Genomic DNA, 13,733 nt, shown 5'->3' with positions numbered 1-13,733 from the left:
GTCCCGCTCAGTCGACCTGGGTCTGGACGAACGGCGGCTTGACGACGACGGCGGGAAGCTCCCGGCCGCGCACGTCGATGACGACCTCGTCGCCCTCCTTGGTGCCGCGGTCCATCAGCGCGATGGCGATGCCGACCTTCAGCGTGGGCGACATGGTGCCCGACGTCACCTCACCGATCACCGCGCCCTCGGAGTCCTTCACCTCGCAGTGCGCCCGCGGGATGCCCCGGCCGGTCGCCTTCAACCCCCAGGTCAGCCGGTAGCCGCCGGCCTCCTTCTGCGCGGCGAGCGCCTCCTTGCCCCAGAAGGCGTCCTTGCTGCGCCCCACCGCCCAGCCGGCGCGGGCCATGTTCGGGGTGATCTGCATCGACAGTTCGTTGCCGTGCAACGGATAACCCATCTCCGTGCGGAGCGTGTCCCGGGCGCCGAGCCCGCACGGGAGACCGTCATACGGCTGCATGGCCTCGACGAGCGCGTCCCACAGGGCCGGGGTGTCCGCCCAGCGCGGCACCAGCTCGAAACCCTTCTCGCCGGTGTAACCGGAGCGCAGCACGATGACCTCGCGCCCCTCCCACTGCGCCACACCGAAGGACATGTAGTCCAGGTCGGTGGGCAGCCCGAGCGCCGCGACGACCTCCGGAGCCTTCGGGCCCTGCACCGCGATGATGCCGTAGTCGCTGTGCTGGTCGGTGATCTCCAGGCCGTCCGGCGCCTGCTGCTGCATCCGGCGGACCACTTCGGCGGTGTTCGCGGCGTTCGGGACCAGGAAGACCTCGTCGTCCGACCGCAGGTACTGGATCAGGTCGTCGACGACGCCGGCCGTCTCCTCGTCGAGGCACATCGTGTACTGCGCCTTCGGCGGCGCCACTTTGCGCAGATCGTTGGTGAAGCAGCGGTTGACGAAGTCGGCGGCGCCCGGGCCCTGCACCAGGGCCTTGCCCAGGTGCGACACGTCGAAGATGCCGACCCGCTCACGGACCGCGGTGTGCTCGCGCAGCACACCACCGCCGGGGTATTCGATCGGCATCTGCCAGCCACCGAAGTCAGCCAGCTTCGCACCGAGTGCGACGTGGCGATCGTGCAAGGGGGAAGTCTTGAGCTGCTCGGTCATACCGGCACGCTAGCGCCCTGACGAGGGCGTATCGTCGCCGGAGTCCCACCATCGAGTCGCACCGGGTCGTCCCGTCGTGCCATCCACCCCACCGTCAGGAGAAGAAGAAGTCGTGCCGAGGCTGAACGTTGCCGACCAGTTGGTCGCCAAGAGCAAGAGCGATGCACTGGTCGTGCTCGCGGTCCAGGACGGCGAGCACGCGCAGGTCGCCGCCACACCGGCGCTCGCCGCCGAGACCAGGGAGCACCTGGACGCCGGCCTGCTGACGCTCTCGGCCAGCGGCGCCGCCGACGAGGTCATCAAGCTGGCCGGGGTCCCCGGCGTCGCCGGCCAGGTCGTGGTGACCGGTTCGGGTCTGGCCGGAACACCGACCGATGACGATGCCGAGGCGCTGCGCCGCGCCGCTGGTGCCGCCGTGCGCGCACTGTCCGGCAAGGCCGAGACGATCACCGTGGCATTCCCGGCCGGCAGTCCAACACAGGTCACCGCGGTCGCCGAGGGCGCGCTCTTCGGGTCGTACGCCTTCACGTCATACAAGTCGAACGGCGCGGGCGGTAAGGCCGTCGCCAAGATCACCGTGCTGACCTCGCTGGCCAAGGACAAGGCCGTCAAGGCCGGCGTCCAGCAGGCCCAGGTCGTGGCGGACGAGCGCGCCTGGGCGCAGGACCTGGTCAACACTCCCCCGCTGGACCTCTACCCCGAGTCGTTCGCGGCCGCGGTGAAGGAGCACTTCGCCGGCAGCAAGGTGAAGGTCAAGATCCTCGACGAGAAGGCGCTGGCGAAGGAGTCGTGCGGCGGGCTGATCGGCGTCGGTCGCGGCTCGGCCCGTCCGCCGCGGATGGTCGTGCTCAGCTACGAGCCGGCCCGTGCGAAGTCGCACCTGGCGTTCGTGGGCAAGGGCATCACCTTCGATTCCGGTGGCCTGTGCATCAAGCCCGCCGAGGGCATGATCACCATGAAGTGCGACATGGCCGGCGCGGCAGCGGTGGCCGCCGCCACCGCCGCGATCGCCGAACTCGGCCTGCCGGTGGCCGTGACGACCTACCTCTGCCTCGCCGAGAACCTCACCGGCTCGGACGCGCAGCGCCCCGGCGACGTGCTGACCATGCCGAACGGCCGGACGGTCGAGGTCATCAACACCGATGCCGAGGGCCGGCTGGTGATGGCTGACGGGCTCGCGCTGGCCTCCCGGCAGGAGCCGGACCTGCTGATCGACGTCGCGACCCTGACCGGCGCCGCGGTGCTCTCGCTCGGCACCCGGACCGCCGCGGTGCTCGGCAACGTCGACGCCGCCCGCGACGAGGTCGTGGCGGCAGCCGCCGACGCGGGCGAGGACCTGTGGCCGATTCCGCTGCTGCAGCACCTGCGCTCGGGCATGAAGTCGCTGGTCGCCGACACCAAGCACACCGGCGCGCGCCAGGGCGGGATGATCGTCGCCGCGCTGTTCCTGCAGGACTTCGTCGGCGAGGACGCCGACGGGTCACCGCTGCCGTGGGCGCACCTGGACATCGCCGGGCCGGCATACTCCACCGACGACGCCTACGGGTATGTCGGCAAGGGCGCCTCCGGGTACGGCGTGCGCACCCTGGTGCAGCTGGCGCAGTCCCGCAGCTGACCGGGGCGTCAGCCGACCGGCGGACGGCCAGGAGACCGCAAGTCGTCCAGCGGCGACAGGCAAGAGCCACCTTCGCGCACGACAAGCGGACGCCAGAGGAGACGACGACCGACAGCAGAGGGACGCCCCACGAGCTTGCTCGTGGGGCGTCCCTCTGCTGTCGCGAGGAGTCGAGTCGAAGGACTACCCCGACTTGCGGCGGAACATCTGCTGGGTGGCGCTGGTCTCGGCGTCATGTGCGCCGTGCACTTTGCTGTGCGCCGACTTGTCGGAGACGTCGGTGCCGCCGTGTGCGTGTTTCTTGTCCAGCGCCTCGCGGAACTTCCGCTTCATCTCATCACTGGGTCCGTGCTTGTCGGTCATGGAAAGGGCCTCCTTGCACTTGGTGGTGCCCTCACTCTTGCAGGCGAGAGGTGTGGCCGCCACCACATATTCGCGCGGGTTTCGCGCTCTCGTCATACCGCTGCGGCGCCGCGCGGGGGCAGGTGCCAAGATGGCGCTGACACCTTCGCCAGGGTGTCAGCGACATTCATCGCGAGACGCAAGGGAGCGTTCCGAGTATGACGGCACCTGCCGACGACTTCGACCTGGTGATCCTCGGTGGGGGCAGCGGTGGTTACGCCTGCGCCTTCCGGGCGGCCGAGTTGGGCCTGCGCGTCGCGCTGGTCGAGAAGGACAAGGTCGGGGGCACCTGCCTGCACCGCGGCTGCATCCCGACCAAGGCGCTGCTGCACGCGGCCGAGATCGCCGACAGCGCCCGTGACGGCGCGAAGTTCGGCGTCAGGACGACCTTCGAGTCGGTCGACATGAGCGGCGTGCACCGCTACAAGGACGGTGTCATCGGTCGGCTCTACAAGGGCCTGCAGGGGCTGGTGAAGTCGCACGACATCACGTTCGTCGAAGGCACCGGACGGCTCAGCTCACCGAGCACCGTCACGGTCGGCGACCGGGTGCTCACCGGCAAGAACATCGTGCTCGCCACCGGCTCCTACGCCAAGACGCTGCCCGGCGTCGAGATCGGCGGCCGGATCGTCACCAGCGACCAGGCACTCGGCCTCGAGGACGTCCCGTCGCGGGTCATCGTGCTCGGCGGGGGCGTCATCGGTGTCGAATTCGCCTCCGTCTTCTCGTCATTCGGCTCCGAAGTGACGATCGTCGAGGCACTCCCCCGGCTGGTCGCCGCCGAGGACGAAGCGATCTCCAAGCAACTGGAGCGCGCCTTCAAGAAGCGCAAGATCAAGGCCCTGACCGGTGCCAAGCTCACGTCGGCGACGCAGGAGGGCGACGAGGTGACCGTCACCCTGGAGTCCGGTGAGACGCTCACCGCCGACCTGCTGCTGGTCGCGGTCGGGCGCGGACCGGTCACCGACGACCTCGGATACGCCGAGGCCGGCGTCACCGTCGACCGCGGGTTCGTGATCACCGACGAGCGTTGCCGGACCGGCGTGCCCGGCGTGTATGCCGTCGGCGACATCGTGCCGGGCCTGCAGTTGGCGCACCGCGGCTTCGCGCAGGGCATCTTCGTGGCCGAGGACATCGCCGGCAAGGAGCCCACCCCGATTGAGGAGTCCGGCATACCGCGGGTCACCTACTGCGACCCGGAGATCGCCTCGGTCGGCCTGACCGAGGCGGCGGCGCGCGAGAAGCACGGCGACTCCACCACGACGTACGACTACAACCTCGGCGGCAACGGCAAGAGCCAGATCCTGCAGACGCAGGGTTTCGTGAAGGTCGTACGCGCCGGGGACACCGGCACGGTCGTCGGGGTGCACATGATCGGCGCCCGGATGGGCGAGCAGGTCGGCGAGGCCCAGCTCATCGTCGGCTGGGAAGCGCTCCCCGACGACGTCGCATCGATGATCCATGCCCACCCCACCCAGAACGAAGCACTCGGCGAGGCGCACCTGGCGCTGGCCGGGAAGCCTTTGCACGCACATGCGTGAGATAACCGAAGTTGATTCTGAACAAGCACAGGAGGCTTAGGATGCGTTGGCGTTGCAGGGAGCTTGCGACTCGCATCGCCAACGCAGAACAAGCCTCACTGCACATCTGCCCCAAGATCAAGGAGACTTGAGTTCATGTCTGAACGCGTGACAATGCCCGCACTCGGCGAGTCGGTGACAGAGGGCACCGTGACTCGATGGCTCAAGCAGGTCGGCGAGGAGGTCGCGGTCGACGAACCGCTGCTGGAGGTGTCCACCGACAAGGTCGACACCGAGATCCCCTCTCCCGTCGCCGGCACCTTGCAGGAGGTGCTCGTGGAGGAGGACGAGACCGTCCCGGTGGGAGCCGACCTGGCGGTCATCGGCGACGGTGCCGCTGCGCCGTCCGGTGACTCCGGTTCCGGCGATCAGGCCGCGCCCGCCGAGCAGCCCGAGCCGACAGCCGAGCCGAAGGCGGAGGCTGCGTCCGGGTCGGCGGACTCCTCGGAGTCCGCGCAGGCATCCGGGTCCGCAGCGGCGCCCGCGTCGTCCGGTGGCGACGTCAGCGGCGGCGAGAAGATCACCATGCCGGCGCTGGGTGAGTCGGTCACCGAGGGCACGATCACGCGGTGGCTGAAGGCCGAGGGCGACGACGTCGAGGTCGACGAGCCGCTGCTCGAGGTCTCCACGGACAAGGTCGACACCGAGGTGCCGTCCCCGGTCGCCGGCAAGCTGACCAAGATCCTGGTGCAGGAGGACGAGACCGTCCCGGTCGGGGCGGACCTGGCCGTCGTCGGCGGTGAAGTGTCCGGTGGCGGGGCACCGGCCCCGCAGCAGGAGGCGCCCCAGGACGAGGCCCCCGAGCAGGAGGCACCGAAGCAGGAGGCACCGAAGCAGGAGGCACCGAAGCAGGAGGCACCGAAGCAGGAGGCACCGAAGCAGGAGGCACCGAAGCAGGAGGCACCGAAGCAGGAGACACCGAAGCAGGAGACACCGAAGCAGGTGGCGCCCAAGCCGCAGCAGTCGGCGCCGGCGGCACAGGCCGCGTCCACTGGTTCGGGCGACCGTGAACCGGCGTCATACGTCACGCCGCTGGTGCGCAAGCTGGCCGCCGAGCACGGCGTCGACCTGTCATCGGTCCAGGGCACCGGTGTCGGTGGCCGCATCCGCAAGCAGGACGTGCTCGAGGCGGCGAAGCCGGCCGAGCCGGAGCCCGCAGCCGCCCCGGCAGCGCCCGCCGCGCCGGCGGCGGCATCGCCTGCATCGGCCAAGCCCGCTGCGGTGCCGGAGGTTTCCGCCAAGCGCGGCACCACCGAGAAGATGACCCGGATGCGCAAGCTCATCGCCTCACGCATGGTGGAGTCGTTGCAGGTGTCGGCCCAGCTGACCACGGTGGTCGAGGTCGACGTCACCAAGGTCGCTCGGCTGCGGGCGCGCAGCAAGGCGGCGTTCGAGCAGCGCGAGGGCGTCAAGCTCAGCTTCATGCCGTTCTTCGCGCTGGCCGCGGTCGAGGCGCTCAAGGCCTACCCGCAGGTCAATGCCAGTGTCGAGGGCGACTCGATCGTCTACCACCCGCAGGAGAACCTCGGCATCGCCGTGGACACCGAGCGCGGCCTGATGGTGCCGGTCATCCGGGATGCCGGTGACCTCAACATCGCCGGGTTGTCCCGCAAGATCGCCGACCTGGCCGAGCGGACCCGTCTGGGCAAGGTCACCCCGGACGAGTTGGGCGGTGGCACGTTCACGCTGACCAACACCGGCAGCCGTGGTGCGCTCTTCGACACGCCCATCATCAACCAGCCGCAGGTCGGCATCCTGGGCACCGGCACGGTCGTCAAGCGGCCCGTCGTCGTGACCGATGCTGACGGTGGCGAGACGATCGCGATCCGGTCGATGGTCTACCTGGCGCTGTCCTACGACCACCGGATCGTCGACGGCGCCGACGCCGCGCGGTTCCTGGTGGCGATGAAGGAACGCCTCGAAGAGGGTGCCTTCGAGGTCTGAGGTTTTGTAGTGACTTCGGCTATGCCGACCGTGCGGTATGGCACACGGTCGGCATAGCCGGAGAACACGGACTGGAGGCAACGCATGCGTATCGCCATCACCGGCTCGTCCGGGCTGATCGGCACGGCACTGTCCCGCGCGCTCACCGCGCGGGGAGACGACGTCATCCAGCTGGTGCGGCGGCCGGCACGGGGTCCGCACGAAGTGCAATGGGACCCGGCTGCCGGACGACTCGATCCTGCGGCGTTGGACGGTGTGTCGGCGGTCGTCAATCTCGCCGGTGCGGGCATCGGCGACAAGCGGTGGACGGCGGCATACAAACGGACGCTGCGTGACTCCCGGGTGGACAGTACGACCACGGTCGTCGATGCACTGACCCGGCTGCCGGAGCCGGTGCGGCTGGTCAACGGCTCGGCGATGGGTGTCTACGGCGACCGGGGCGAGGAGACCGTCGACGAGGAGTCGTCACCGGGCAGCGGGTTCCTGCCGGATCTGGTCACCGCGTGGGAGTCGGCCACAGCACCGGCTGCGGCGGCCGGGATCCCGGTGGCGTTCGCCCGCACCGGCCTGGTGCTCGCACCCCGCGGCGGGCTGATGGGGCGGGTGCTGCCGCTGGCCAGACTGGGGCTCGCCGGCCCACTCGGCAACGGCCGGCAGTGGTGGTCCTGGATCTCGCTCACCGACGAGGTGCGTGCCCTGGTGCACCTGATCGACCACCCCGAGATCGTGGGTCCGGTCAATCTCGCAGCGCCGGCCGCCGCCGCGGTCCGGCAGCGTGACGCCATGCGGGCGCTCGGCCGCGAACTGCGCCGTCCGGCGTTCTTGCCCGCACCGGCCATCGGTTTGCGAGTGGTGCTCGGCGAGTTCGCCGGCGACGTCCTCGCCAGCACGCGTATGGCGCCGAAGGTGCTGCAGCACAGCGGGTTCGAGTGGACCCACAGCACCATCGACGCGGCCATGCGGTATGCCGCCGGCCACGCCTGACCAGATCGCGCTCAGCCGAGCGACGCAGCCACCGCACGCAATCGGTCGTGCACCCCGGCGTACGCGGTGAAACCGGGTAGGTGCGCCTTGGCGACCTTTCCGACCACCGTGTAGTTGTCGTCGCAGACGTTGGCCACCGGGGTGAGCGCCGTCTGCGAGACGAGCTGGTAGGCGTCCATCGCCGACAGGCCGAGCTCACCGCCGATCCAGTGCACCAGGTCGGCGTGGCTGATGCGGAACGCGTCCTCCAGCGGTCGCGTCGACCCGGTCGACATGATGTGCGCGTCGTCCTCCAGCCGCGGCCACGGCGTGGCGACGCCCTTGATCAGCTCGACCACGAACGTGGTGTCCATCGCGGTCTCGACGGCGACACCGCACGTCTCGCCCTCGCCCTGTCGCGCGTGGCCGTCGCCGAGACTCAGCAACGCACCGGGGACGTTGACACCGAGGAAACACGTAGTGCCGCCACGCATCTCGGGGGTGTCCATGTTGCCTCCCCAGGAGCCGGGAGTCAGCGCCGAGCGAACTTCACCCAACGGCGGCGCCACGCCGACCGTGCCGTGCATCGGCTCCATCGGCAGGTCGATCGTCAGGTCGGAGTCCAGTGCCCGGTAGCGCACCAACCCGGCGGACACATCGAGGTCGTAGATCCAGGTGCGTTCGGGCAACGGCTCGTGCAGCATCGCGGTGAACGGTGTCGCGGTCAGCGCCCCGAAGAGCGGGATCGTGGTGGACACACCCCAGTCTACGCTCGGGGTGATCGAGCAGAAGTGCACCGCGATCGTGTCGCCCGGTTCGGCGCCCTCGATGTGGAAGGGCCCGGTCTGCGGGTTGATGAACCGGGTGTCCATGACCTGCGAGGCCATGTCGTCGACGCTGCGTACACGGCCGCCGTAGCAGTCCGCGGTCCACGTCGACACCACCGTGCCCGGCCGGATCGTCCGCACCGCCTCGGCACCGCCGAAGGTGTAGACCAGTCCCTCCGGGTCGGCGTCCTTGTCGACCTCGTGGCGGACGATCTCCATGTGTGCCTCCCAGCATCCCGCGGCGGTATGACCGTCTGCGCCGACGGTCCTCCCCGACTGTATGCCGCCACGTCGGGCGTCACGCCGGCTGTGCCCAATCCACCACCCGCCATCCGGATTCGGTCCACCGGATCGACAGGTCGGTGCGTTGGCCGGTGGCGGCACGCACGCTGCGGCGGTGCCCCGCCACCACCACGTGGTAGGCGGATCGGTCGATGCGGGCGACCACGTGCACGACATCGCCGGTGGCCTGCCGGACCGTCGCCGACCGGACGGTGAACGTCAGCCCGTCGTAGCGCACCCGCCGGGTGGCTGCCGCCCGCAGGTCGGCGCTGTCGCGCCGGTATGCCGGTGAGCCCACCACCTCGGCGCTCCGCAGACTGCCCTGGTCGCCGCGAGCCCACGCCGTCGCGCGCGCCGTGACAAGGCGCTGCACGATGACCATCGTGTGCGCTTCCAGCGCCTGCGCGGAACCGGCGGCGAGCCCGCCGGCAGCGGTGGTGCGCGCCGTGGACGCACGGACGCGAGGTCTGGTCGCGGAGGCGCGCGCCTCACGCGAGGCCGTGCCGGCCTGAGCGGTCGGCCCGGCCAGGGGCGTCGTCGACGCGGACCGCGCCGGCCCGTCGGATCCGCCGCCCAGGCCGGTCACTCCGAGCGCCAACCCGGCGCCCAGCACGGCCGCGCCCGCCAGCAGCCACCGGGCCCGCGGCGAGAGACGCCGACCGACCGGCACGGGCTCGGCCGGCGCCGCCTGCCGGTCGGCAGCAGCCTGCGCGCGGATACGCCGGGTGAGCGCGTCGCCCTCGTTGCCCTCGTTGCCCGGTGCCGCCGCGGCGGCCGCCGTCCGGCGGGCCGGTGAACCCTGCACCGGCGCGGGCTCGGGCGTCGCGCACTGCCACAGCCTGATCGCGAACTCCCCCGGCAACGGGCGTGCCGAATCGGTGTGCGCCAGAGCGGAATCCACCAAATCGCGCAGTTCATCGGAGATCTCCGGCGCGAGGTCGGCCAGCTGCGGCCGCAGCGCAGCAGGCTCCGGCGCGGCCCCGGTGAGCGCCCGCCAAGCGATCGCACCGAGGGAGTAGACATCCGACGCCGGGACGGGCCTGGCGCCGGCCAGCACCTCGGGAGCGGCCCACGCCTCGGTCGCCCACACCTCCTCCCCCGCGTGCCCGGCCAGGCGGGACATGCCCAGATCCGCGATCAGCGGCTTGCCGTCCGAGGTCAGCAGGATGTTGCCCGGACTGAGGTCTCCGTGGATCAGCCCGAGGCCGTGCAGATCGTGCAGCGCCCGAGCCACCGGGCACAACACCGTCACCAGCTCCCCCGGTGTCAGCACGTCGCGCCGGCTGAGGGTGTCCGCCAGCGACCCTCCCTCGGCCAGCTGCATGACCATCGCGGTGCCCGCCGGGTCGGTGGACCGGTCGGCCACCACGTCCTGCACCCGCACGACGTGGTCGTGCCGCACCGACTCCAGCACCGAGAGTTCGTAGTCGAGCTGATCGGGCGGGGCATCGAGAATCTTGGCAGCGAAACGCACTCCATCAGGGCCGCGGACGGCCCAGACCGCACCGGTCGCGCCCGTGCCGAGCAGGTCGAGCACGTCGTAGCCCGGCAGGTCCGGCGGCCGGGGCGAGTCGTCGGAGGCTGTGATGTCCACGCCCGCCACGGTGGCACGACCGACGGTCGCCGCGCAGAAGTTGTCCACAGGCCTGCGCAGTGCGCGAGGCCCGGTCATTTGCGAAGATGCCGGCATGACTCCGCTGCCGGCCGGCGTGCTCCGCGACCACCACCCGCTCGACGCACCGTGGGAGTGCGTCACCCGGACCGGGTCGCGTCGTACCACCTTGCAGGTCCGCACGATCGACGCGGCGACGTTCGCGCTGCGCCAGTCGTCGCGGGTCAACCCGGAGGCACCGATCGGCTATCTGGTCTGCGGCACGGCGCGGGCACTGTTGCTGGACACCGGTGCCGTGCCGGGTGCCGACAGGTGCCCGCTGCGCGCCACCGTCGATGCGCTGCTCGAGCAGTGGGCCGGCGAAAAGCACCTGCCGAACCCGTCGCTGGTGGTGGCGCACACCCACGGCCACTACGACCACGTCAAGGGTGACGTGCAATTCCTCGACCGGCCGGACACCGTGGTCGTCGACACGGACGCAGCGGCAGTGCACCGATTCTTCGGGCTCAGCGAAAATCCAGCCAGCACAACGCCTTTCGACCTTGGCGACCGAACCCTTCTGGTGGCCGCGACCCCTGGACACGACGCACGCTCGATCACCACGATCGATCCAACTGCCGGGTTGATGTTCGCCGGTGACACCGCCTACCCCGGTCGTCTCTACCTCGACGACCTACCGGCGGCGAAGGCGTCGCTGACGGCGATGGTCGACCTGGCCGAGGCGCACGGCATACACACTGTCCTGGGCGCGCACGTGGAGAACGACGGCCGCGGTGGCGACCACCCGGTGCTCACGCGCTTCCACGACCACGAGGCGCCGTTCGCACTCACCGTCGACCAGTTACGCGCACTGCGCGACCACGTCCTGAGCGTCTCCGGCGACGGGGTGTTCCCCGGCGACCCGATGACGTTGTATGTCGGCAAGGCCCACCGGGCGATGCTCATGCTGCTCGCCCGGGGTGTCGCGCGCAGGCTCGTCGGACGCGGCTGACCGCTACACGTCCTCGACGTTGAGCGTGACCGACTGGCCCTGGTACGCCTTGCGGTGATGCAGCGCCGCGAGCCGGGCGTAGACCCGGTGCTTGGGGTTGCGCTCGCCGGCATACTGCAACGGGTCGGCGACCCGGCCGGCTGCGGCGATCCGGCGCACCCGCTGGGCGGCGGCGCCACCCAGCGTCTGCTCGACGAACTTCACCGGCAGCGTGGTGTAGAGCAGTTCACCCTCGAGTTCCGGTGCGGATACGGGCTTTTCGTCGATCAGATCGGCCACGAGTTGCTCGGCGACGTTGGCTCCCGACGCGGTCGCGTAGTAACAGTTGCGGCCGTAACGGGGATTGATCTCGAAGAAGACGACCCTGCCGTCGCGCGGGTCGCGGATCGCGTCCAGATTGGCGAAGCCGTGGTAGTCGGCCTCGTCCAGGATCTTCGTGCCGAGTTCGATCGCGTCGCCCACCGGCGCGACGATCTGCACGTCCGGGATGCCCAGGTATGCCGGCCTCGGGTCCTGCATCAGCACCTCGGACGCTCGCGCCAGCGTGATCCGGCCGTCGCGCGCGCGATAGAGCGTCACCGACAGCAGGTCGGTGCCCGGGATGAACTCCTGGGCGAGCAGCCTGCCGTCATACCCGGCGGCGTGCAGTTGATCGAGCAGTTCGTCCAGCTGCCGCTGGTCGGCCACCTGGTAGAGCTTCTTCTTGCCCGGCATCCGCAACGCGGCGAAGTGTCCGGAGTCGGCGGGCTTGACGATGAGCGGCCACGGCAGGTCGACGTCCGTGGCGGCCGGGCGGCCGTCGGCGAAGTCCAGCACCACCGTGCGCGGGGTCGGCACGCCCGCGGCGGCGCACAATTCATGGAAGTCGTTCTTGTCCGAGACCCGCCGCAACATCTCCGGGGACTCGTGCGGCACCACGACGTTCTTGCCCAGCGTGGTGCGCTTGGCGGACAGCGCCTGCACGATGCCGTCGTGGTTGGTCAGCGGAATGACTGTCAGCTCAGGGTTCTCGGCCGCCAGCTTGCGGATCTCCCGCAACAGCAGGTCGTAGTCGTGCACGCCCTCGACGCCCACTTCGCGGATGTCGTGGATGATCGAGGAGTCCGCGATGGCGCCGGTCGTGAACGGCACGACGGCGACGCTGGTCAGGCCGTAACGCTCGTGGAACGCGCGGGCCAGGGCATAACCGGACAGGGTGAAGTCCAGGATCACCGGCAGCACCTTCGGCGCCGCGCTGGGCGGTTGCACGACGCGGGTCACGGCTCCGGCGAGTCTGCCCGCAGCGGTGTCGGCCAGCTCGACCGCGTCCGACTTCGAGCGCGGCAGTCCCCCGACGATCGCGCGCGCGGTCTGCTTGGCGCGACCGACACTCGCGATCGCCTTGCGCTGCGCGTGATAGGCACGCAACACGTTCGGGCGCAGCACGACGTCCCAGGGCCCAGGCGCGTCGATCATGCCCTTCTTGGCGAACGCGAGCTTGAACTCGTTGAGTGTGTCCAGGTAGGGCGAGCGGTCCGACCCGCAGCCGAGGAAGTCGAACCAGGTCGCGCCCTCGGCCTTCGTGGCGCGCATCGTGCCCCAGGCCATCAGGTATGCCGCCAGCAGCTTGCGTGCCTCGGCCGACGAGGCAGCGAAGTAGTAGTCGACCTCGCCGTCATACACCGTGACGAGTGCCCAGGAGACGACCGTGCCGCGATGCCGCACCGTGTAGAGGCGACAGATCTGCGGGCCGAGCTGCCGCAGCATCTCGTAATAGAACGCCGGCGGGCGCAGCACGAAATCGCCACGGCGACCGGTCTCCTCGAAGATCGGGTAGATGACGTCGGCGAACTCCTGCTCACTGATGTCGGTGTCGTCGGTGAAGACGAGGTCCTCGTTCTTCAGCGCCTTGCGGATGTTGCGCCGCCCGCTCTGCGACATCTCCGACAGCAGCTGGTCCTCGTCCTTGGTGAGGTCGAGCACGATCGTGCGGTCGTAGAAGATCGCGATCAGCGGGTCAACGAGGTCCTCACCCGGGTGCACAGTGTGCAACCGGAGCACGGCGGCGTTCGGCCGCTCGCCGCGAATGTATGACGTCAGGGTGTCCCGCAGGGCGCGCTCCCGTTGCGGGGTGCGCTCGTCGTCCAGCCAGATCGGGCCGTGCTTGGCCCACAGCTGCTCCAGGAAGCGGCCCGCGAACGAGGTCAGGCTCAACGCCGCCATCGGGGTGCCGTCGTCCTCCACCACCAGATAACGCCAGTGCTCGCGACCGGGCAGCACGGAGTCGTACTGAGCCCATTCGGGCGACTGCTCGACCGGGACGGTCCGACCTGCGCGGTGGACGGTGTCGAGGAACTCGGAAGCGGTGCAGGCACGAACGGACAGGGTCACAAATCTGGCTTTCGTGGGGTACTTTCGGGCGGTCCA

10 protein-coding genes are annotated in these 13,733 nt (G+C 70.0%); 5 read left to right on the top strand and 5 right to left on the bottom strand.

Annotation, left to right across the window (positions count from 1 at the left end):
• Positions 1-7 precede the first annotated feature (7 nt).
• A complete protein-coding gene (gene gcvT, locus ACYVBN_RS05070; protein ID WP_460599557.1) occupies positions 8-1,111 on the bottom strand; it encodes a glycine cleavage system aminomethyltransferase GcvT in 1,104 nt (367 codons plus the stop codon).
• Positions 1,112-1,223: 112 nt separating this feature from the next.
• Between gcvT and ACYVBN_RS05065 the strand changes: the two genes are divergently transcribed.
• A complete protein-coding gene (locus ACYVBN_RS05065) occupies positions 1,224-2,726 on the top strand; it encodes a leucyl aminopeptidase family protein (protein ID WP_460599556.1) in 1,503 nt (500 codons plus the stop codon).
• 183 nt (positions 2,727-2,909) lie between these two features.
• Here the strand turns inward: ACYVBN_RS05065 and ACYVBN_RS05060 are convergent, their stop codons facing one another.
• On the bottom strand, positions 2,910-3,089 hold the full coding sequence (locus ACYVBN_RS05060) for a DUF5302 domain-containing protein (RefSeq protein ID WP_440281847.1): 180 nt from the start codon (positions 3,087-3,089) through the stop codon (positions 2,910-2,912).
• Positions 3,090-3,286: 197 nt separating this feature from the next.
• Here ACYVBN_RS05060 and lpdA point away from each other — a divergent pair, with 197 nt between their 5' ends.
• From lpdA to ACYVBN_RS05045, 3 genes are all read left to right on the top strand, one after another.
• Positions 3,287-4,669: a dihydrolipoyl dehydrogenase gene (lpdA, locus tag ACYVBN_RS05055; protein ID WP_460599555.1), complete on the top strand. Its 1,383-nt coding sequence runs from the start codon at positions 3,287-3,289 to the stop codon at positions 4,667-4,669.
• A 135-nt stretch (positions 4,670-4,804) separates the two neighbouring features.
• Positions 4,805-6,652, top strand: a complete 1,848-nt coding sequence (sucB, locus tag ACYVBN_RS05050) for a 2-oxo acid dehydrogenase subunit E2 (protein WP_460599554.1) — start codon at positions 4,805-4,807, stop codon at positions 6,650-6,652.
• An 84-nt stretch (positions 6,653-6,736) separates the two neighbouring features.
• A complete protein-coding gene (locus tag ACYVBN_RS05045) occupies positions 6,737-7,636 on the top strand; it encodes an epimerase (protein WP_460599553.1) in 900 nt (299 codons plus the stop codon).
• An 11-nt stretch (positions 7,637-7,647) separates the two neighbouring features.
• Here ACYVBN_RS05045 and ACYVBN_RS05040 read toward each other — a convergent pair whose 3' ends face one another.
• Positions 7,648-8,661, bottom strand: coding sequence for an acetamidase/formamidase family protein (locus ACYVBN_RS05040; protein WP_460599552.1), 1,014 nt, complete (start codon positions 8,659-8,661; stop codon positions 7,648-7,650).
• A gap of 79 nt (positions 8,662-8,740) precedes the next feature.
• Positions 8,741-10,318: a protein kinase domain-containing protein gene (locus tag ACYVBN_RS05035; RefSeq protein ID WP_460599551.1), complete on the bottom strand. Its 1,578-nt coding sequence runs from the start codon at positions 10,316-10,318 to the stop codon at positions 8,741-8,743.
• A gap of 94 nt (positions 10,319-10,412) precedes the next feature.
• Between ACYVBN_RS05035 and ACYVBN_RS05030 the strand changes: the two genes are divergently transcribed.
• Positions 10,413-11,327, top strand: a complete 915-nt coding sequence (locus ACYVBN_RS05030; RefSeq protein WP_460599550.1) for an MBL fold metallo-hydrolase — start codon at positions 10,413-10,415, stop codon at positions 11,325-11,327.
• Between the two features lie 3 nt (positions 11,328-11,330).
• On the opposite strand, the gene ACYVBN_RS05025 is transcribed toward ACYVBN_RS05030, so the two are convergent.
• Entirely contained in the window at positions 11,331-13,697 is a 2,367-nt protein-coding gene (locus ACYVBN_RS05025) for a GNAT family N-acetyltransferase (protein WP_460599549.1), read from the bottom strand.
• Positions 13,698-13,733 lie beyond the last annotated feature (36 nt).

Source organism: Flexivirga lutea, from assembly GCF_054778955.1.
The sequence above is the reverse complement of the archived record's forward strand: the minus strand, read 5'-3'. Positions and strand labels throughout refer to the sequence as shown.

Coding starts and splice junctions, on each gene's coding strand:
- ACYVBN_RS05045 (WP_460599553.1), top strand. CDS start 6,737: ATGCGTATCGCCATCACCGGCTCGTCCGGGCTGATCGGCACGGCACTG.
- ACYVBN_RS05040 (WP_460599552.1), bottom strand. CDS start 8,661: ATGGAGATCGTCCGCCACGAGGTCGACAAGGACGCCGACCCGGAGGGA.
- gcvT (WP_460599557.1), bottom strand. CDS start 1,111: ATGACCGAGCAGCTCAAGACTTCCCCCTTGCACGATCGCCACGTCGCA.
- ACYVBN_RS05060 (WP_440281847.1), bottom strand. CDS start 3,089: ATGACCGACAAGCACGGACCCAGTGATGAGATGAAGCGGAAGTTCCGC.
- lpdA (WP_460599555.1), top strand. CDS start 3,287: ATGACGGCACCTGCCGACGACTTCGACCTGGTGATCCTCGGTGGGGGC.
- ACYVBN_RS05030 (WP_460599550.1), top strand. CDS start 10,413: ATGACTCCGCTGCCGGCCGGCGTGCTCCGCGACCACCACCCGCTCGAC.
- sucB (WP_460599554.1), top strand. CDS start 4,805: ATGTCTGAACGCGTGACAATGCCCGCACTCGGCGAGTCGGTGACAGAG.